The sequence below is a fragment of the Paenibacillus sp. UNC499MF genome, from assembly GCF_900107975.1.
GTDB lineage: Bacteria > Bacillota > Bacilli > Paenibacillales > NBRC-103111 > Paenibacillus_F.
Genome location: NZ_FNVF01000002.1, coordinates 632,892 through 653,592 on the forward strand (window position 1 = coordinate 632,892; position 20,701 = coordinate 653,592).

Annotated in this window: 18 protein-coding genes; 13 read left to right on the forward strand and 5 right to left on the reverse strand. The window is 54.9% G+C overall.

Annotation, left to right across the window (positions count from 1 at the left end):
• The first annotated feature begins 200 nt into the window (after window positions 1-200).
• The 6 genes from sufC to C4S74_RS07975 all read left to right on the forward strand — a co-directional run bounded on the left by sufC (window position 201) and on the right by C4S74_RS07975 (window position 5,951).
• A complete protein-coding gene (gene sufC / locus C4S74_RS07950; RefSeq protein WP_009671509.1) occupies window positions 201-1,037 on the forward strand; it encodes a Fe-S cluster assembly ATPase SufC in 837 nt (278 codons plus the stop codon).
• Window positions 1,038-1,069: 32 nt separating this feature from the next.
• Window positions 1,070-2,365, forward strand: a complete 1,296-nt coding sequence (sufD, locus tag C4S74_RS07955) for a Fe-S cluster assembly protein SufD (protein WP_103994793.1) — start codon at window positions 1,070-1,072, stop codon at window positions 2,363-2,365.
• Complete coding sequence (locus tag C4S74_RS07960; protein ID WP_103994794.1) at window positions 2,362-3,588, forward strand: cysteine desulfurase; 1,227 nt, start codon at window positions 2,362-2,364, stop codon at window positions 3,586-3,588. The genes sufD and C4S74_RS07960 overlap by 4 nt, the downstream gene beginning before the upstream one ends.
• The gene (gene sufU / locus C4S74_RS07965) at window positions 3,575-4,003 is read left to right on the forward strand and encodes a Fe-S cluster assembly sulfur transfer protein SufU (RefSeq protein ID WP_103994795.1); all 429 of its coding nucleotides are present in this window, start codon (window positions 3,575-3,577) and stop codon (window positions 4,001-4,003) included. The genes C4S74_RS07960 and sufU overlap by 14 nt, the downstream gene beginning before the upstream one ends.
• Window positions 4,004-4,029: 26 nt before the next feature.
• Window positions 4,030-5,427, forward strand: coding sequence for a Fe-S cluster assembly protein SufB (gene sufB / locus C4S74_RS07970; RefSeq protein WP_103994796.1), 1,398 nt, complete (start codon window positions 4,030-4,032; stop codon window positions 5,425-5,427).
• Between the two features lie 188 nt (window positions 5,428-5,615).
• Entirely contained in the window at window positions 5,616-5,951 is a 336-nt protein-coding gene (locus C4S74_RS07975; RefSeq protein WP_103994797.1) for a DUF2512 family protein, read from the forward strand.
• 174 nt (window positions 5,952-6,125) lie between these two features.
• On the opposite strand, the gene C4S74_RS07980 is transcribed toward C4S74_RS07975, so the two are convergent.
• The 4 genes from C4S74_RS07980 to C4S74_RS07995 all read right to left on the reverse strand — a co-directional run bounded on the left by C4S74_RS07980 (window position 6,126) and on the right by C4S74_RS07995 (window position 10,501).
• Window positions 6,126-6,551, reverse strand: a complete 426-nt coding sequence (locus C4S74_RS07980; protein ID WP_103994798.1) for a DUF308 domain-containing protein — start codon at window positions 6,549-6,551, stop codon at window positions 6,126-6,128.
• Between the two features lie 196 nt (window positions 6,552-6,747).
• Window positions 6,748-7,806 carry an HD-GYP domain-containing protein gene (locus tag C4S74_RS07985; protein WP_103994799.1) on the reverse strand — a complete coding sequence of 353 codons (1,059 nt, stop codon included), beginning with the start codon at window positions 7,804-7,806 and terminating at the stop codon, window positions 6,748-6,750.
• 365 nt (window positions 7,807-8,171) lie between these two features.
• Window positions 8,172-9,200: a ThiF family adenylyltransferase gene (locus C4S74_RS07990; protein WP_181024359.1), complete on the reverse strand. Its 1,029-nt coding sequence runs from the start codon at window positions 9,198-9,200 to the stop codon at window positions 8,172-8,174.
• A 533-nt stretch (window positions 9,201-9,733) separates the two neighbouring features.
• Window positions 9,734-10,501, reverse strand: a complete 768-nt coding sequence (locus tag C4S74_RS07995; RefSeq protein WP_103994801.1) for a molybdenum cofactor biosynthesis protein MoaE — start codon at window positions 10,499-10,501, stop codon at window positions 9,734-9,736.
• A gap of 156 nt (window positions 10,502-10,657) precedes the next feature.
• Between C4S74_RS07995 and C4S74_RS08000 the strand changes: the two genes are divergently transcribed.
• From C4S74_RS08000 to ytvI, 7 genes are all read left to right on the forward strand, one after another.
• The gene (locus C4S74_RS08000; protein ID WP_103994802.1) at window positions 10,658-12,109 is read left to right on the forward strand and encodes a bifunctional UDP-sugar hydrolase/5'-nucleotidase; all 1,452 of its coding nucleotides are present in this window, start codon (window positions 10,658-10,660) and stop codon (window positions 12,107-12,109) included.
• A 114-nt stretch (window positions 12,110-12,223) separates the two neighbouring features.
• A complete protein-coding gene (locus tag C4S74_RS08005; RefSeq protein ID WP_103994803.1) occupies window positions 12,224-13,054 on the forward strand; it encodes an undecaprenyl-diphosphate phosphatase in 831 nt (276 codons plus the stop codon).
• A gap of 190 nt (window positions 13,055-13,244) precedes the next feature.
• On the forward strand, window positions 13,245-14,333 hold the full coding sequence (locus tag C4S74_RS08010; protein ID WP_181024345.1) for an HD-GYP domain-containing protein: 1,089 nt from the start codon (window positions 13,245-13,247) through the stop codon (window positions 14,331-14,333).
• A gap of 222 nt (window positions 14,334-14,555) precedes the next feature.
• Window positions 14,556-16,826, forward strand: a complete 2,271-nt coding sequence (locus C4S74_RS08015) for an MMPL family transporter (RefSeq protein ID WP_258042426.1) — start codon at window positions 14,556-14,558, stop codon at window positions 16,824-16,826.
• A 123-nt stretch (window positions 16,827-16,949) separates the two neighbouring features.
• A complete protein-coding gene (gene yfkAB / locus C4S74_RS08020) occupies window positions 16,950-18,080 on the forward strand; it encodes a radical SAM/CxCxxxxC motif protein YfkAB (RefSeq protein ID WP_258042427.1) in 1,131 nt (376 codons plus the stop codon).
• A gap of 63 nt (window positions 18,081-18,143) precedes the next feature.
• Window positions 18,144-19,457 carry a hemolysin family protein gene (locus tag C4S74_RS08025; protein WP_181024346.1) on the forward strand — a complete coding sequence of 438 codons (1,314 nt, stop codon included), beginning with the start codon at window positions 18,144-18,146 and terminating at the stop codon, window positions 19,455-19,457.
• 17 nt (window positions 19,458-19,474) lie between these two features.
• Window positions 19,475-20,521: a sporulation integral membrane protein YtvI gene (gene ytvI, locus C4S74_RS08030; RefSeq protein WP_103994806.1), complete on the forward strand. Its 1,047-nt coding sequence runs from the start codon at window positions 19,475-19,477 to the stop codon at window positions 20,519-20,521.
• A 73-nt stretch (window positions 20,522-20,594) separates the two neighbouring features.
• Here the strand turns inward: ytvI and C4S74_RS08035 are convergent, their stop codons facing one another.
• The gene (locus C4S74_RS08035) at window positions 20,595-20,690 is read right to left on the reverse strand and encodes an IS3 family transposase (RefSeq protein WP_374755398.1); all 96 of its coding nucleotides are present in this window, start codon (window positions 20,688-20,690) and stop codon (window positions 20,595-20,597) included.
• Window positions 20,691-20,701: the final 11 nt, after the last annotated feature.

Sequence of the window (20,701 nt, forward strand, 5' to 3'; positions counted from 1 at the left end):
GGAAAGAATTACATAGTTTTATTCGCCGTACAATGAAAAAGCTCATATGACGGCGTTTAAACACGATAGACGGGGGAAAATGCCCTATCTTGATTTAAGCTGGCGGCATAGACTATGATGAAGCTATTGAGAATCATTGATAATCATATTAGAATGATTATAAAGTGAAATTCATTGAAAAGTTGGAGGGTTAAATCACTATGGCAAACGCACCCGTATTCACAATAGAGGGTCTTAAGGCACAAATCGAAGGCAAAGAGATCCTGAAAGGCTTAAGCCTTGAAGTTAAAGGCGGAGAAATCCACGCCATCATGGGACCTAACGGTACCGGTAAAAGTACGCTGGCTTCCACGATCATGGGCCATCCTAAATATGAAGTAACCGAAGGCTCCATCAGCCTGGACGGCGAAGACGTGCTGGAAATGGCCGTCGACGAGAGAGCGCGCGCAGGCCTGTTCCTGGCGATGCAGTACCCGAGTGAAATCGCCGGCGTAACGAATGCCGACTTCCTCCGCAGCGCGATCAACGCGCGCCGTGAAGAAGGCAGCGAAATTTCCCTGATCAAGTTTATCCGCCAGATGGAAAGCAAAATGAAGGAACTCGAAATGAATCCGGAATTTATGCACCGTTACCTCAATGAAGGTTTCTCCGGCGGCGAGAAGAAGCGGAATGAAATTCTGCAAATGCTGATGCTCGATCCGCGCATCGTCATTCTTGACGAGATCGACTCCGGTCTTGATATTGACGCCCTTCGCATCGTCGCAACAGGCGTTAACGCCATGCGCAGCGAAGACCGCGGCTTCCTGATCATTACCCACTACCAGCGCCTGCTGGATTATGTAACGCCTGACTTCGTACACGTGATGATGCAGGGCAGAATCGTCAAATCCGGCGGTCCCGAGCTGGCGCAGCGTCTGGAGAAAGACGGATACGACTGGATTAAAGAAGAGCTGGGCATCGTCGACGAGACGGTCGGCAATGACGACGAGCAAGAATTCCAAGTTCCTATGAACACAACCGCACCGAAATATAACTAATGGCCTGGGCTATATATTAGGAGGAAATAGATATGACGACACAAACCATTCTTCCCGTTGATTCCCAAGCCGTCGCCCAAGCGTCGAAAGCCAGACAGGAGCCGGAGTGGTTAACCGATCTGCGCGTGCAGGCGGCAAACCTGGCGGGATCTTTGGAACTGCCTAAATTGGAAAAAACGAGATTGGACCGTTGGGACCTGAGCTCTTTCGGTACGTACCGCGAGCCTCAAGCCCTTACTTCCGTCAGCGAGCTGCCGGAGCAGGTTAAAACACTCGTCGGAGATACGAATATTATCGTTCAACGGAACTCCGGAGCCGTATACCGCGCTCTGTCCGAAGAGCTTGCCTCCCGCGGCGTGATCTTTACGGATCTGGAAACCGCGGTACGCGAGCACGCCGATCTGGTCCGCCCTTACCTCGGCAAAGCGGTCGAAGCGGGCGAAAACCTGCTGACGGCCGTTCATGCGGCAACTTGGAGCGGCGGCGTATTCGTTTACGTTCCGAAGAACGTAAACGTGGAAATTCCGCTGCAGGCGCTGTTCCTGTCCGATGATTCGGCAGCGAGCTTCTCGCCGCACATCCTGATCGTAGCGGATACGAACAGCTCCGTCACGTACGTGGAGAATTTTACTTCGATCGGTACCGGCGCTTCGCTCGTACAAAACGGGATCACGGAAGTATTCGTGAAACCGGGCGCGAACGTTCAATTCGCTTCCGTTCACAACCTTACGGAAAGCGTTACGGATCTGACATACCGCCGTGCCGTCGTAGAGAACGACGGACGCGTGAACTGGGTCGTCGGTGAAATGAACCAGGGCAACTCCATGTCCGACACGACTTCGATCCTGAAGGGCAACGGCTCTTACTCGGATGCGAAAGTGATCTGCGTGGGAACGAACGATCAGAAGCTGAACCTGACGACTCGCGCGGTTCACTTCGGTCTGAGCTCCAACAGCGACATGATTACGCGTGCGGTTATGAGAGACCAGGCTACCGCCATCATCAACGGGATTACGAAGATCGAGAAAGGCGCGACGGGCGCCAACGGCCAGCAGACGGAGCGCGTGCTCATGCTCAGCCCGAAAGCCCGCGGAGACGCCAATCCGATCCTTCTGATCGACGAAGATGACGTTAAAGCCGGCCACGCGGCGAGCGTGGGTCAAGTAAACCAGGACCAGGTTTACTACATGATGTCCCGCGGGATTTCCCGTGAGGAAGCCACTCGTCTCCTGATTTACGGCTTCCTGGCTCCGGTCGTATCGGAGATTCCGATCGCCAAGCTGGAAGAGCAGCTGCAAACTATGGTAGAGAGGAAGCTGGGGCAATGAAACCTTCGGAGATACGCGAACTGTTTCCCATTTTGAATCAGGAAGTGAACGGGCATCCGCTCGTTTATCTGGATAGCTCCGCGACTTCCCAGAAGCCGGTCCAAGTCATCGAGGCCCTGAAAAAGTATTACGAATGGGACAATTCGAACGTACACCGAGGCGTCCACACCCTGGGGTCCCGTGCCACAGACGCTTACGAAGGAGCGCGTGCGAAGGTTGTCCGTTTTATCAACGCCCGCTCCGAGCAGGAAATCATTTTCACCCGGGGCACGACGACGGCGATCAATCTGGTTGCCAGCTCGTATGCCCGCTCCATCTGCGGGGAAGGCGACGAAATCGTCATCACCCCGATGGAACACCACAGCAATCTCATTCCATGGCAGCAGGTCGCGAAGGCGACCGGCGCCACGCTCAAATATATCCCGCTTCAACCGGACGGCTCCATCACCATTGAAGATGTGGAGAAAACGATTACGGACCGCACGAAATTCGTATCGGTCGTTCATCTTTCCAACGTTCTGGGCGTCCTGAACCCGGTGAAAGCCATCGCCGAGATCGCTCACCGCCACGGCGCCAAGATGATGTTGGACGGCGCGCAGAGCGCTCCTCACCTGAAAGTGGATGTGCAGGATCTGGATTGCGACTTCTTCGCCTTCTCCGGCCACAAAATGTGTGGACCGACCGGAATCGGGGTATTGTATGGGAAGAAGGAGCTACTTGAAGCGATGGAGCCGATCGAATTCGGCGGCGAAATGATCGACCATGTGGATCTGTACGATTCCACGTGGAAAGAGCTCCCCTGGAAATTCGAGGGGGGAACGCCGATCATCGCCGGTGCCGTCGGTCTTGGAGCGGCTATTGACTTCCTGGAGGAAATCGGTCTTGACGCCATCGCCGATCACGATGCCAGCTTGACTGCCTACGCACTGGAGCGTATGCTTGAGATCGAAGGTCTGAATGTTTACGGTCCGAAACACAACCGCGTCGGGCTTGTCACCTTTAACCTGGGTGACGTGCATCCGCATGACGTGGCCACGGTGCTGGACGCCGAAGGAATCGCCGTTCGTGCCGGTCACCACTGCTGCCAGCCGCTGATGCGCTGGCTGGAACAATCGGCTACGGCACGCGCCAGCTTTTATTTGTACAATACTGAAAATGACATCGACCGACTCGTCCAGGGCTTACTAAAAACAAAGGAGTATTTCGGTCATGCAATTGGATGATTTATACCGCAGAGTCATCATGGATCATTATAAAACGCCGAGAAACCGCGGGTCGTTCGACGAGAACGAAGCCGTTTCCGTCAACCTGAACAACCCTACGTGCGGGGACCGGATCACTTTGCAGATGCAGGTGGAAGACGGTAAAGTCAAAGCCGCCAAGTATGTCGGCGAGGGATGCTCGATTTCGATGTCCTCGGCTTCGATGATGACGGATGCCGTTAAAGGCAAAACGCTCGAAGAAGCGCTCGAGATGGCAGAGAATTTCTCCAAGCTGATGAAGGGCGAAGATGTTGAATTTGAATATGAAGATATAGAGGCTTTGTCCGGTGTGAACAAATTCCCGGCCCGTATCAAATGCGCCACACTCGCATGGAACGCGCTCCGCAAAGGGATTGAACAGACGAAGCAGCCGTAAAACAAGAATTAAAGGAGGTTGGTACGATGGCTAAGCAAATGCCAGAAATGGAAGAGTACAAATATGGCTTTCGGGACGAGCACAAGTCTATTTTCCAATCGGGAAAAGGCCTGAACGCCGAGATCGTTACCGAAATTTCCAGAATGAAAGGCGAGCCCGAGTGGATGCTCGAGTTCCGTCTGAAATCGCTGGAACAGTTCTTCAGCATGCCGATGCCGCGCTGGGGCGGTAACCTGGATGATCTTGATTTCAACGACATCCAGTATTATGTCAAGCCGTCCGAGAAGCAGGGCAAGACATGGGAAGAGGTTCCGACCGAAATTAAGGAAACGTTCGACAAGCTCGGTATTCCGGAAGCGGAGCAGAAGTTCCTTGCCGGCGTATCCGCTCAGTACGAATCCGAGGTTGTTTACCACAGCATGCAGAAAGAACTTGAAGATCAAGGCGTGATCTTCATGGACACCGACAGCGCGCTGCGTGAATACCCGGAACTGTTCCGCGAATATTTCGGAACCGTTATTCCTCCGACCGATAACAAGTTCGCCGCGCTGAACAGCGCCGTATGGTCCGGCGGAAGCTTCATTTACGTACCGAAAGGCGTAAAATGCGAAGTTCCGCTTCAAGCGTATTTCCGTATCAACTCGGAAAATATGGGTCAGTTCGAGCGTACCCTGATCATCACGGACGAAGACAGCTTCGTTCACTATGTAGAAGGCTGTACCGCTCCGGTATACAGCACGAACTCGCTTCACAGCGCGGTCGTTGAAATCGTATGCCGCAAAAACTCCCGTGCCCGTTACACCACCATCCAGAACTGGGCGCCGAACATCTACAACCTCGTTACCAAGCGTGCCGTCGCCGAAGAAGGCGCGAACATGGAATGGGTGGATGGCAACATCGGCTCCAAGCTGACGATGAAATATCCGGCTGTCGTGCTTAAAGGCCGCGGCGCCAAAGGCTCCGTTCTTTCCATTGCCGTTGCGGGCAAAGGCCAGCATCAGGATGCCGGTGCCAAAATGATCCACCTTGCTCCGGACACCACTTCGACGATCATTTCGAAGTCGATCTCCAAGCATGGCGGTAAAGTAACCTACCGCGGACTCGCTTCCTTCGGCCGCAACTCCGGAGGCGCGAAATCCAACATCAAGTGCGACACGCTGATTATGGATAAACAATCCACGTCCGACACGATTCCGTACAACGAAATCATGAACGACAACATCACGCTGGAGCACGAAGCGACCGTTTCGAAAGTATCCGAAGATCAGCTCTTCTACCTGATGAGCCGCGGTCTTTCGGAAGGCGAAGCGACGCAGATGATCGTAATGGGCTTTATCGAGCCGTTCACGAAAGAACTTCCGATGGAGTACGCGGTGGAAATGAACCGCCTCATCAAGTTCGAAATGGAAGGTTCCATCGGTTAATCCTCGTCACCCAAACAAACAGACGTGTCCGAATTTATTCGGGCACGTTTTTTTTGTATAAAAAAACAAATGCGGTTACAACCTAATGCTGCTTCCCGGAGTTTGTTCCGAACCTCAGGCCGAAGAAAAATGCTGGGGCGAGCTGCGGCAATACCGAAACAACTTAAGAACCTCAAGGAGGAAATCAAGTGGCGAGCAAATTGATTATCAAACTGATCCTCAACGGGATTATTGTGGTACCTTTGCTGATGACTTATACGGAAGCGGGTTTTACGTCGGCGCTTATTACAGCGGTTTTGTTCTCGCTCGTGGCTTTTGTAATCGGGGACCAGCTGATTTTGAGGGTTTCCAATAATACGATTGCGACGATTTGTGACGCCGCACTGGCTTTTGTGTTTTTAAGGCTGGCGGCTTATACGGCGGACTGGTCGCTTTCCACAGGCGAGCTTTTGACCATTGTTCTTGTGCTTGGCGTGGTCGAGGCAATGTATCACCGGATGCTCCGGGAACTGCCGGCCAGATAAGAAGAAATGCAGCCCTGGAAAAGACCGGCGATGCAATTTAAAATCCGACAAGGGCTTGTTTACGATTAACGATTCCAGAGGCTGATCTTTTAATTTTCTGCAGATGAAGTTGCAGCCAGACCGGCACGTCCTTTCCCGCGTAAAAAAGGTAAAGCCAAAAAGCCCGGACCGCCGTTAAGGCAGCCGCAGGCCGACTCTTATCGTAGGATCGACCGCAAGCGGGACCATGGCGCTGGCAAGCCAAACCCCTGCGATCAGAAACGAGAAAAGGGAGAGGACAAGCCCCGCGGAACGCCGGTGAGAGCGTCTGGCGACAAGGCCGGAGCCGAAGGCGGTAATTCCGAGGATAATGCCAAGGGGGAGCGTAACGACCAGCAGGTTAAAAAGGACCGCCAAAATGCCGCAGAGCACCGCCAGGAAGGCTGAAGTCTTTCTCTGTTTTACGGGAGGCGGAGTGTACTCGGAAGAAGAGGACGAGGGAAGCCCTGGATCGCGTAAGGGTTCGCTCTTTTCATTATGGGCGGACGTGCCTTCCCATTGCGAATCAGGCTGGCGATTTATCGATACAAATGGCTGTTCTTTGTCTTTGTCGTCAGTCAAGATGGATGCCTCCTTGAGGAAGGTTGGGTTACCGTATTCACCACTGGCAGATTTGGTACATCCCGTTAAGAGCGGATCGTCTAATCAACGGGGTATGCGGATCGTGTGCCGATACGGTCATTGTAGCACAAAACAGCCGCACAATCCCGAGGGAGAGGCGGCTTTTGCATACTGCTGAACGGAAGTGAAGCGCTTACTAGACTGTGATGGATTCAATGTCGAGATCGGTCCGCTGTGTAAGGTCGATGAACGTATCCCCAGCATCGTCGATCTGGATCAAGGGACGGAAATAATCGTTCGGGAAAGTCATGACGATGGTGCCGGACTGACCGTTCGATAAGGTGGCTTTTTTGCCGATAAAATTCGGGACCATGTTGGCGATAAAAACGTGAACCGCTTGGGGATCAAGCTCGCCGAAGCTCATTTTGTGAAGCTCTTTCAGGACGTACAGCAGGTCCCGCTTGGTCTGGTACGACCGGTTGTTGATCATGGCGCTGTATACGTCGGCTACGGCAACGATTTTGGCGGCGGGATGAATCGACTCGGAAGTTTTACCCAGCGGATACCCGGAACCGTTTAGCCGTTCGTGATGCTGCAGGGCGACGAGCGCGGCCAGGTCGTCATGAATCGAATTGCGGATAATTTCATAGCCGTAAACGGTATGCTTTCTCATCTCGGCATACTCTTCTTCCGTAAGCTTACCCGGTTTTTGCAGCACATCAAAGCTGATCCGGCATTTTCCGATATCGTGAAGATAACCGGCTTTGCCGATTTCCTTGGCTTCCTCTTCCGTTTTTCCCAGCCAGCTTGCAATAAAATAAGAAATAAGGCCGACCTGTACGCTGTGCTGGTATGTATAGTCGTCGCGGCTGTCCAGGCAGAGCAGCAGGTTCACGACGTCTTTTTCTTCCCGCACACTGGAGATGAGGGGACTGTAATACTGCTCGACGGTGGAGTCGGATAGCTTGCCGGTCCGTACCGCGCTTTCGAATAAGTCCTTGATGCCGCCGATAGCGGAGTGGAACGATTCCTCCTGACGCAAAAGCTCCGAGGATGCGGCGGTCTGCAAATGAGCTTCGCTGCCGGGCTGAGGACGGTCCTCGATGTCCACATATTCGATCTGATGTTTGTTCAGTTTCAAAATATCGAACTCGTCGACTTTCGTATCGGCCGATAAAATGTTCAATCCGATTGAATTGAACGTATCGCGGGTTAGACGGTCACCCACCTGCAAGTCTGTTATATGAATTCTCATTGAATTCATTCACCTTTTCCCATTCCCATTTTTTCTCAATCACCTTCATATTAGCAGGAGGATAAACAGAGTTGCAATGAAACATTTTCCATTTTCCGGAATGACGGTGTCGGATTTGATCAATTATTTATAAAGAAAATAAAGGGCCGGACAAGCTGTTAAAAGACAGGCAAAGTCAGGCGGGTAAAGGGAAGATTTTATGTCCGTAAAACGAAGGGAGAGAGGCGGTCCGATTAAAAAAAGCGAGAGGGCACGAAAGCCGTTCACGGCTCTCCGTTTCGAATAAGGCCCAATACCGGCAGCTCAGAATGGAACAAAAAACGGACCTTATCCGATGATAAGGCCCGCAGCGGTATCAGATGCGGTTACATGCCGATGTAACGGCTGTATAAAGTTTTGGCGGCAACGGGGTCGGTGACGCCCTGTACAAGTACGCGACCGTCGGGAAAGAGGACGAGTGTAAGGTCGTCCGAAGGACGGAAGCGGAGCAAAAATTTGTTGCGGCTTACGCGGCCGAGCGGGGCAAGACGACGTTCCCACTGCTCCAGAGATAGTTCGGCAGGCTGGACGGGGTGAATTTGTACGGAATCTCTTCCGCACAACGTCTGGATCGTTTCCCCTTCGATATCCGCATCAAGATATTCGAACGTCTGACGGGCGCAGGCGGGGCAGTCCGCCTTACGGGCTCCCGCGACATCCACGGACGTATAGTGGTTGTACCACAGATCCCACTGCTGCATCCGACGGTTGAGGTGCCGCGTATCCCCGATCAGGATTTTCATCGCCTCGGTTGCCTGATAGGAGGCGACCATATGAATGATCGGGCCGATGACGCCAGCGGTGTCGCACGTGTCGGCGGTGCCGTGCGCCGGCGCGGAGCCGAACAGACAGCGCAGACAAGGCGTCTCGCCGGGCACAATGGCGAGCGAGACGCCGCGCGAAGCGACGGCGCCGCCGTACAGCCACGGAATGCCGTGCTTGACGCTGACATCGTTGATCAGAAACCGGACGGAAAAGTTATCCGTTCCGTCCAGAATGAGATCAACGCCGGTCAGCAGCTCTTCGGCATTCAAGGGATTCAAGTCGGCGATATGGGCCTCGATGCCGACGAGGGAGTTCACCAGCCGCAGCTTCGCGGCAGCGGCTGAAGCTTTGGGCTGCGCCTGGCGGGCGTCTTCTTCGTCATAGAGCATCTGCCTCTGCAGATTGCTCTCTTCGACGAAGTCGCGGTCGATCAGGCGCACGAAGCCGACACCGGCGCGAACCATGTGGTTCGCGAGGACGGTGCCGAGCGCGCCGAGGCCGACGATGGCGACCCGCGCGCGGCCCAGCGCCCGCTGGCCGTTCTGGCCGACGGGCTTGAAAAGCACGTGCCGGGAATAGCGGCCCGGCACTTCGGCTTCGCCAGCGGCTGTGCTTGTCTGCGGCGCCCGATCGGCGGCAGACTGCGCGGCGGACTCGTCCGCGCCCGGCGCCGTTTGCGCGGCTGCGGGCTGCCGCACGGCCGGTTCGTCGGCGGCTTGCACGGGCGCTTCGCCGGAGGAATGTGCCGCTCCCGCTTGTGAAGCGCCGTTCGGCGCCGCGGCCGGAGCTGCTCCCGTTCGGGAGGAAGGGGAGGCAGCTGCGGACGGCAACTCGTCCGCTGGCGGATAAGGGTGGAGGCTGCTCATAGGTTTGCTCCTTCCGGGCTTGTTTTTGTAGAGTAACTTGCGGATATTAAGGTAATTCGGTGCATTTTTACGGTTATTGGATTAGTTAGGTACATACGGAAACCCAAACAACGAAGATCCGGCCTCCCGATTTCGGCGCCGCTTTGCGGCCGTGCCGCCCTTCCGCCCTAGAACTTGTGTGAGATCCAAATGGCCTCGTTCCTGTCCTTGAGGCTAGTCATGCCTGTTACGGTCTCGGTCGGGCCGCTGCTGTCTGCTTACCGCTTCCCGTCATCCGGGAGGTCAAGCGGATTCCACTCGCGCCCGCCGGACGGCGAAACGTAACCTTTCCATTCGGAGCCGTCTTCGCCGATTTCTTTTTTCCAGACGGGCAGGATCTGCTTCACGCGTTCAATGGCGTAGCGGCTGGCCTCGTAACAGTCTGCGCGGTGCGGCGTGGAAACGGCGATGACCAGACTGCTTTCGCCGATTTCGACGGGACCCAGCCGGTGCGTTATCGCGCAGCGGCATCCGGGCCAGCGGGCTTCCAGCTCGGCGCCGATGGATTCCATCACGGAGACGGCCATCGGCTCGTAGGCCTCGTACTCGAGCAGGACGGTACGCACCCCGTGCGTATGCTCACGGGTAGTACCGATAAACGCGAGTGTCGCTCCGCAGTCGGAATGGGTAACCTTATGTAGGACCTCGGCGGGCTCAATCGGATTCCGCGTGAGTACATAGCGGGAGATTCCCGGTACTTCGTCTTCCGGCTGCGGCTCTTCGCCGCTTCCTCCCGACACGGGAGGAATGAGAGCCAGCTCGTCGCTCTCGGTTACAAGCTCACCGGGATCGGCGTAAGCGTGATTTTTGGCCAGAAAGCAGTGGGCGAGAAGAGAACGGGCGCCGGGAAATCTTTTGCCTATTTCGTCCAAGAGATCCTGAACGGTTACGGATTTTTCACCGGGGTCACGGGTCAGTGTTATATCAATGGAAGGGCGGCCGAGCTCATCGGCCAAGCCCGCAAAAAGTCGGATATGAAACGTCATGGGGGCTTCTCTCCTGATAGTTGCGTTTTCAACTAGCATATCATATCCTAAAACGAAAATGATATAATGAGGCTGTCCGGGCAGCCGGGCTTCTTACATAATGAAGCAAAGTATGGCATACGTAATAGAGACAGGCTTTACAGCGGAGGTGAAATCATGCCCGAAAAGCAGCAGAAGCATCAGACGTTAGTGATTCTTCATACGAATGACCTGCACAGTCATTTCGAACAGATGCCCAAAATTGCGACCTGCTTCAAAGAGCTTAGACGCCGCCATGAAGGGGATGAGATCCTGACGCTGGATATCGGCGATCATCTGGACCGGATGAGGCTCGAAACCGAAGGGACGGGCGGGGCCGCCAATATCGAAATCATGAACGCCACGGGCTATGAGGCGATGGTGCCGGGAAATAACGAAGGCTTGACCTATGCTCCGGATGCGCTTCGGAGCCTTTTTGAAACGAAAGCGGACTTTCCCGTTATCGGAAGCAACATCCTCGATGCGGGCACGGGGAAGGTTCCCGCCTGGATGGTTCCGTATCATATCGTGCGCAAAGGAGACATCACCGTAGGTTTAATCGGCTTGACGGCGGCCTTTACGGACTATTACGAGCTGCTCGGCTGGGATGTCCTGGAGCCCGTTCAAGCTGCTGCCTACTGGGTGGAAAAGCTGCGGCCGCAGGTCGACATCGTGGTCGTCCTGTCCCACCTGGGGCTCCGTTACGATGAACGGATGGCCGCGGAGGTCGAAGGCATCGACGTCATCCTCGGCGCCCATACCCACCATCTGCTGGAAAAGCCGCTGCACATCCGGGATACGCTGGTCTGCGCAGCAGGCAAATACGGCCAGTATGCGGGAGAAGTAGAGATCGCCTATAACGTGCCGGAGCGGCGCATCGAGCGGCTCACAGGCCGCGTTCACGCCATGTCCGGCTGGGACGATGACGCCGGTATCGCGGACCTTATCGCCCGCAGCGCGGAGCTGGGACGGCGTGCCCTGGATATTCCGGTAGCGGATCTGGTGGCCCCTCTGGAGCTTGACTGGTATGGCGATTCCCCGCTGGGGAACCTGCTCGCCTCCGGTTTGCGCCGGTGGATGAAGGCGGAAATCGGGCTCGTCAACGCCGGCCAGCTGCTGCGCGGGCTTGCGAGAGGGCCCGTCACGCTGGGCCGCCTCCTGGCTATCTGTCCGGGCCCCATCAATCCCTGCCGGGTCAAGCTGACTGGCGGCCGCCTGCTTCAGGCGCTGGAGGAATCCCTCCTGCCGGAATTCCAGAGCAAGCCGATCCGGGGCTTTGGCTTCCGCGGGGAAGTGCTCGGCATCCTGTGCCTGGACGGACTGAGCGTCCGCTACGATCCGGAAGGGCAGCCGCTGCGCAAAATCCGCGAGGTGCTCGTTAACGGAGCGGCGCTGGAGAATGACCGGGCGTATACCGTCGGTATGATCGACATGTTTACGTTCGGAGTCGGCTACTTATCCCTGCGCGAAGGAACGGATGTGGAATACCTGCTTCCCGAGCTGCTGAGGGATATTCTGGGCGAAGAGCTTCAGCATCCCGAGCGTTTCCAAGAGGCTATGAAGCCCCGCTGGGAGCCTGCAGGCATTTGAACGACGCCCGGGGGTTAACTTGTCTTGACCCTTTGATCCGGGTAAAATGTATAGTTGCGGGGATCTGTCCATGCCCGGCACAGGTCCCCAGCTGTCATTATTAGGAGAGAGACCATGTACAGTTTGTGGATTGCCGTGATTATCGGGATTGTCGAAGGATTGACCGAGTTTCTGCCGGTTTCTTCAACCGGACATATGATTCTGACGCAGTCTCTGCTGGGAATCAGCGACGAAGAACCGCTCATGAAGACGTTCACGATCGTGATCCAGCTCGGCGCCATTCTTGCCGTCGTGATCGTGTATTGGAAACGGATCCTGCGTATTCTCGGAATCAACCGGGAGCCGGTAGCGGTTAAAGCGGGAGCATCCCGGTTAAATGTCCTTCACATTCTGCTGGGGATCGTCCCGGCGATGGGAATCGCTTTTCTGTTCGACGATTTGATTGAAACGTATTTGTTTTCCCCAAAAACCGTTGTCGTGTCCCTCATTCTGGGCGGTATTCTGATGATCGTCGCCGAGAAGAAAATGGACCGGACAAGAGGACCGGTCGTAGAAGACATGGACGGTATTTCGTACCGTCAGGCTTTTATCGTCGGCCTTTACCAGTGCTTATCCGTTCTGATCCCGGGATTCTCACGCTCCGGCGCGACGATGGCCGGCGGTATGCTTCACGGTGTGACCCGTAAAGCGGGTGCCGATTTTACGTTCATTATGGCGGTTCCGATCATGTTTGCCGCCAGCGGCTACTCCCTGCTCAAGAGCTATAAGAACTTCACATCGGACGACATCCTGTTTTTCGCAGTCGGTTTTATCGTTTCCTTTGTTGTCGCCCTGCTTGCGATTGTGACCTTTATCCGTTTCGTGCAGCGCATGAAACTGACTTATTTCTCTTATTACCGCTTTATACTGGCCGCTATTTTTATCGTTTATTTGTGGGTCGTTTAAGTTTTTCCGGGTTTTAGCGTGTCCCTTTGAACAACAGGAGAGATAGTTTTTACAAAAATGGATGGAACATGAAAAAGAACCTCCAAGAACCGCGTCGAAAAAACGCGGTTTTTGTATTGCTCTTTCCAAAAATATCTTATACAGTAAGGGTATAAAGAGAGGAATATACAGATCGCGGGGTTTGGAGAATATGCGGCTTTTACCCATCAGCCAATGCCAACCGGGCATGAGACTGGGCAGACATATTTACAACGAGCAGGGAGCGGTGCTGCTTGCGGAAAATGTCGAATTAACACAATCGCTGCTGGAGCGGTTGGAAAAATACGGAATAGACTATTTGTATATCCAGGATGCGCTGACGGATGATATCGTTCCGGACGATCTGGTCTCGGAGGAGACCAAGCGCAGGCTGTTCACGGAAATCCGCACCACCTTCCGCAAGCTGATGAACGAACCGGGACGGAAAACACTGGCTAATTACCAGCATTTCGGAAAATCGTTCAGACAGCAGATGGACCACGTGATCGATGATTTATCCCGTCATAAAGACGCCATGATTATGCTGGGCGATATTCAGATTAAAGACCACTACTTATATCAGCACTCGCTTAACGTCTGTCTGTATACCACCATGCTCGGGATGAGCCATGGATACGAAAGGGATGAGTTGATGACGCTGGGCCTCGGGGCTCTACTTCACGATATCGGCAAAACGCAAATCTCGGAAGAGATTCTCTCGAAACCCTCCAAGCTGTCCGAACCGGAATGGTCCGAAATGGAGAGGCATACGGTATACGGATATCAAATGCTCAAGAATGAAGCGAACATCCCTCTGCTCTCCGCCCACTGCGCGTTTCAGCATCATGAACGGATCAACGGCAGCGGGTATCCCAGAGGAATCAAAGACGAAGAGATTCATTCCTATGCGAAATGGATCGCGATGGTCGATTCCTATGACGCAATGACGACTCAGAGGGTTTACCGCAAGGCGATGCTTCCCCACGAGGCGCTGGAAGTCATTATGGGCGGAGCCGGTACCCTGTACGATACGGAGATGCTGAACCTGTTCCGGGATAAGGTGGCCATATACCCGCTCGGCGTCACCGTTGCGCTCAATACCGGCGAAATCGCCGTAGTGGTCGATCTCAACGCTTCGGCCCCCCAACGGCCCGTGGTCCGTGTGGTCAAGAACGAAGCGCGTGAATTGATAGCCGCCCCCTATGAGATTGATTTATCCAAAAAACTGACGATCATGATTACGGAAGTTCATCCCCTGTAAGCTGTGGCGCCAAGTAAGTACGATAGAGGGCCCTATTATTTCTGAAATAACTCGTTACAAGCCGAAAGCCGACGGAGGGCTCCGTTTGGCTTTTTTGTGTTTCTTTCGCCAGGGCAGATATAAAATGGAAATCCCGCAACCATACTAAAGGAAGCGATTACGGAAATCCCGCTTAGACGGGAGGCTTCCGGTAAGATGCAAGAGGGCCAGGGAGGAATCGGAATGAGCGGAATGAACGGTAGAAACAGGAATGGATTGAAGCCTGGCGAAAAGACGGGATTTTTCTTAAAGTGGGGCTCCGTCATGTACCGGTACCGCAAACGGGTATTGACGGTATGGGTCGTTTTGTTTGCCGGAGCCGCAATTTTAGCGGGGCAAGTGCCGGCGCTTTTGAAAGACGACGGGTTTACGCCGAAAGGCAGCGAATCCGATACCGGGTTTCACCTGATGCGGGAGAAGCTGGGGGTTCCGCCTTCCTCCCTGCAGCTCGTGTATGAGGGAAACGGCAAAGATTTGACGACGGACAAAGCGAAAGCGTCGATTGCCAAATCGCTGGAGCCTTTGAAGTCTCTGCCCTATGTGGATTCATGGGCGTTTGTCGAAAGCCCGAGAAAGGAATCGGACCGGGCGGCCGAGATTCAGGCGGTGAACGTAGCGCTTACGCTTGAAGTGGAGAAGGTGCTGGAAAAATACGGCGAGATCCAGACTCGTTTGATTCCGCCTCCGGGCACGAAAGTGTATGTGGGCGGAGCGCCGGCCCTGCTGGCCGATATGCAAAAAGCGAGCAAGAACGATATCGCCAAAGCGGAGATGATCGGCCTGCCGATCGCGCTGATCGTGCTCCTGATCATTTTCGGCACGCTGCCCGCGGCTCTGCTGCCTCTGATCGTCGGACTAGCCAGTCTGACCGCGACGCTGGGGATCACGTACTTTATCGCCCGCCATGCCGCCTTGTCCAATTTTCTACCGAACATGGTAACCATGCTTGGGCTTGCGGTCGGAATCGACTACGCCTTGTTCATGGTCAGCCGGTTCCGGGAGGAACTGAAGGCCGGCAGGGAGGTTCCGGATGCCGTTGCGGTGACCTGCGGGATGGCGGGACGGAGCATCTTCTTCTCCGGAATCGCCGTACTCATCGGGCTGTGCGGCATGCTGTTCGTGGATCTCTCTTTCTTCCGCTCGCTCTGTCTCGGAGGGATGCTCGTCGTAACGATCTCCGTTCTGGCCGCCAACACCCTTCTGCCGGCGCTGCTGGGGATGCTGGGCGGACACGTGAATTCCTTGCGCGTCCTGCCGAAAGCGTGGTCGGAGAGAGGCGCGACACGGCGCTTCTGGGAGAAGACGGCTTACTTCGTCATGCGCCACCCGGTCGTTCTGGCTCTCGTGCTGACGGCGGCGCTGTCGGCCATGATGCTGCCCATACGCGGCATACAGCTCAGCACGCCGAGCGGAGATGTCCTGCCGCCGCAGTACGGCGCCCGGCAAGCCGACGATCTGGCCGCCCGGGCTTTCGATCCGCGGGAGCTGAACCCGCTGCAAGTTCTGGTCACGGCTCCCGGGGGCAGGTGGGATGCGGCCGCCGCCGGCCGCCTGAGGGAGTATACCGCCTCGTTGAAGGCGGCTGCCGGAGTCAGGGCCGTGCGCAGCGTGCTGGACGGCTTCCCGGGCCTCAGCGACGGGCAGGCGGCCGCGCTGCTGAGCGAGCCTTCCCTTTCTTCTCCGGGTTCTGGGAAGAAAGGGGACGCACGCGACAGCACGCTGATCCGCGTCGTCCCGGAAAGCGATCCCGACGACCGGGCGACCGACGCTCTGGTGCGGAGTCTCCGCGGGCTCGACCGGCGGCAGCTGGACGTCCATATGACGGGCGGTCCCGCGTACCGTCTGGATATGCTGGACCGGATTCAAGACAAGCTGCCGGTGGTAATTATGTTTGTCCTGGGAGTGACGTTTATCGTCCTGCTGCTGGCGTTCCGCTCGCTGCTTCTCCCGCTTAAAGCGGTCCTGATGAACGTATTGAGCTTGGGGGCGAGTATCGGCGCGGTCGTGCTTGTTTTCCAGCACGGCTTCCTGGCCGACATGATGAGGGTAACCTCGACCGGTTATGTGAGCGCTACGGTGCCGATCGTTATTTTCTGCGTCGTCTTCGGCATTTCGATGGACTATGAGGTATTTCTCATTTCGCGGATAGCGGAAGAGTACGACCGCACCGGGGACAACGAGCGCAGTACGGCCGAGGGGCTGATGAAAACCGGCTCGCTAATCACGAGCGCGGCTTTTATCTTAATCGTCGTGGTCGGCACGTTTATTTTTACCGATATCGAGATTATGAAAGCGCTGGGCCTCGGCCTTGCGCTCGCCGTGCTCATCGATGCGACCGTTGTCCGCATTCTGCTCGTTCCCGCCTTGATGAAGCTGTTCGGCAGACTGAACTGGTGGGCGCCGGCCTGGCTGCGTCCCCACGGGCCGAGGAAGGAAGACGGCCCGGTACTGTAACGGAGTTTATTTCATTTTTCAGTGGCATCGGGTACAATAGAGGGCATACGTTTGCGTAAAGCGGCGTATATTCCAGGGGGATTCGGAAATCACCCCAATTTTGGTACCGGATGTGAAGAAGAAATGAATGAACGAACAGCTGTCCCGGCTTTAATGAAACTTTCGCCCTCCTACGATCCGTGGGATCCGATACGTTCGCTCCAGCAGTACGGCCGTCACACGTTAACCAGTGTGGAATTCACGGTTTCGAATTTGTGCAACATGCGCTGCGAGCATTGTGCGGTGGGCGATACGCTTGTCATGAAAGAAGGGCCGAAGCTTGCCCTGGATCATGCGCTCCGCAGGCTGGAAGAAATCCGGCACCTGGAAACGATCAGCATTACGGGCGGGGAGCCCATGTTCTCCGAGAAAACCGTAAAGGAATATATTGTCCCTCTGCTGCGGTACGCACGCGAGAGAGGAGTCCGCTCGCAGATCAACTCCAATCTCACCATGGAACTGGAAAGGTACGAGTGGATCGCTCCATATCTGGATGTGATGCACATTTCATTTAATTATACGTGCGCGGAAGATTTTCACGAGGTAGGTTTTGTCCGTTCGGGACGGCCTGTCGGAATGCAAGCCGCTTCCAAAATGTACGAACGCATGCTGGATAATTCCGTGGCACTTAGCAAGGGCGGGATGTTTATTTCGGCGGAATCCATGCTGAACACCCGCACGAGCGAGAAAATTGTTCCTATACATAAAATCATTGAAGAAATCGGATGCCAGAGGCATGAGGTTCATCCCATGTATCCGAGCTCTTTTGCATCCAATCTGCCGATTCTCACCCTGGATCAGCTGAGGGACACGATTCACCGTCTGCTGGACGGGCGCAATCCCGAGATGTGGATGCTGCTCGGAACGCTTCCTTTCTACGCGTGCAACGGCGCCGAGGAAGACCGGAAGCTCCTGAGCAGGCTGCGAAGCGAACCGAACCTGACGGTCCGCAACGATCCCGACGGGCGCAACCGTCTCAACGTCAACATGTTTACGGGTGACGTTTACGTGACCGATTTTGCCGACGTCCCGGCTCTGGGCAACCTGCGCGAGGATAAGCTGGAGACCGTATTCGAGCGGTGGCTGAACCATCCGCTGAGCCGAACGGTCGATTGCCATTGTCCGGCCGTTTCCTGCTGCGGTCCCAACCTGCTGGTGGCGAATTCTTATTACTCCGGCGAGGATTTCACACGGCGTCAGGCCATTCTGACGTAATTTAGCAGCAAAGGAGACTGAGAACCATTGGGGAGTTTTGAATGGGATAAAATTTTACTGAACATGGCACTGGTCTTATTACTGGTACTGCTCAACGGGTTCTTCGTCGCCGCCGAGTTCGCGCTCGTGAAGGTGCGTCAATCGAAACTTCAGCAGCTCGTGAATGAAGGGAACAAGAAAGCGAAATTCGCTTTTACCGTCACCAAGAAGCTGGACGCTTACCTGTCCGCCACCCAGCTCGGGATTACGCTTGCGTCTCTCGGACTCGGCTGGGTCGGGGAGAGCGCGATTGCGGAGCTCATTATCGAACCGCTTTTCCATGCGCTTAACTGGCATTCGACGTTCCTGTCCGGAACGATCTCGCTGGTCTTGTCCTTCTCTATTGTGACGTTTCTTCACATCGTGCTGGGGGAACTTGCGCCCAAATCGCTGGCGATTCAGAAACCCGATGCGGTTTCTTTGTGGACTTCGGCCCCGCTGATGTATTTCTATAAAATTTTTCTTCCCGCTATCTGGGTTCTCAACGGAGCGGCACGCCTGCTTCTTAAAATGTTCGGCGTTCAGCCGGCCAATGAACACGATGCCGCGCATACGGAGGAAGAAATCCGCATATTGATGAATCAGAGCGCCAGAAGCGGACACATCGACCGCGACGAAATGCTCCTGTTCGATAATATTTTCGAATTCTCCGACCGTATTGCCCGCGAGGTGATGCTGCCCCGCACGGACATGGACTGCTTGTTTATCGACCAGCCTTACGACGAAATTTTGCAGCATATTTACGAGACGAAGCATACGCGCTACCCTGTGGCTCTGGGGGACAAGGACCAGATTATCGGCTTTGTCCACATTACCGATCTGCTGACGGCGGATGCCACGGCCGGGGTCGAGCTGCAGCAGTTCGTGCGGCCGATTCTCAGCGTGCCGGAATCCATGGAGATCAGCCAAGTGCTCAAGCTTATGCAAAAAAAGCATTCCCAGCTTGCCATCGTCGTGGACGAGTATGGCGGCACGGCGGGGATGCTGGCGCTCGAAGACATCATGGAGGAAATCGTCGGCGAGCTTCATGACGAATTCGACGAGGATGAGAGACCGAGCATCGAAGTCAAAGGCAACATCACGTCCGTCGAGGGACGTACCCTGATCGAAGATTTGAACGTACTGCTTCATCTCGAAATCGAGGATGAGGAAGTCGATACGATCGGCGGCTGGGTGTTCAAGACGCTTGAAGGCTCCCCGATCAAGGGAAGGAAAGTCGTGTTCGGCGGACACACGTTTGAAGTCGCCGAGGTGGACCGGCTTCGTATCACCCGCGTCAATATCACGAAGAACGAAAGCGAAACGCCCAAAGATCCTGCAGCCGGACTGGAGGAATAAAGGGGGAGTTCTTTCACGTGTCGTGGAAAACCCTGCTTATACTGGCTTTCGGGCTTCTGCTGCTGTACGGCTTGTTCACGGTGGGAATGCCGTTCCTGCTGGCGATCGTGACCGCGATGCTGCTGGAGCCCGTGGTGACAATGGGAATGCGGCTGCTTAAACTGCGCAGGTTGGCAGCCGTTTCTCTTGTCAGCACGCTGTTTACGCTGCTTACCCTGGGACTTTTCTCCATGATCGGCGTCAAAGTCGTGACGGAATTCATGAACTTTTGGGGCAAAATCCCCGTTTATCTGGAGGAAACCGGCATTTATGTGGAGGATGCGGCCGCAAGGGCGAGATTCATGTATGAATCCCTTTTCCCGGGCGATAACTCTCAAATGCAAGTCTGGCTGCAAAACGGACTGGCTTCCGCCGCCCAGGCATTAGAGCGTTTTATCCTGCTTTTGTCCGACTCGTTTCTGGGAGCGGCCGCGGCCATCCCGAACCTTCTTATTTTGTTCATCGTCTACTTGTTCTCCCTCTATCTATTCTCCTACTCGCTGCCCGTATTGAAGCAATCCTTCCTGAATATGTTCGATGACCGTTCCCGTGAAAAAGTCGAAAGCTTGATCGTGTCCCTTCGTCAGGCGTTATTCGGATTTATGTACGCCCAAGTTATGATGTCGATGCTTACCTACGTGCTTACGTTGATCGGCCTTTTGTTTATCCGGACGGACTACCCGCTCGCGATTGCCCTGCTCGTCATGTTTATGGAATTCGTGCCGGTAATCGGAACGGGACTTGTTTTTCTCCCGTGGGCGGTTTACAGGATGCTGCTGGGCGACCCGGGCATGGCTATGCAGATTATGCTGCTGTTTATCGTGATTACGCTGGCCCGCCGGGTTATCGAACCGAAGATTTTAAGCAATTCGGTCGGAATCAGCGCGCTTGCGGCCATGATTTCCCTATACATCGGTTTCGAGCTGATGGGCGTGGCCGGCATGTTTTTGGGACCGCTGCTTGTCATTCTTTTTCAAACGATGCGGCAGGTCGGACTGCTGCAATTCAAGATTAACCTGGATTAGAAAGTCTGTTTCATATAAAAAGAGCCTGTCGCCCGAGTGGTCAAGCCCCCATTTAACGGACATTGAAAAAAGCCTAGGCTGCAAGCTGGCGTCGATACTCCATCGGCGTCAGCTTGTTTAGCTTTCGCTGTGGACGATGATGGTTGTAAAAATGGATGTAATCCGAAATTCTTTTTTGTG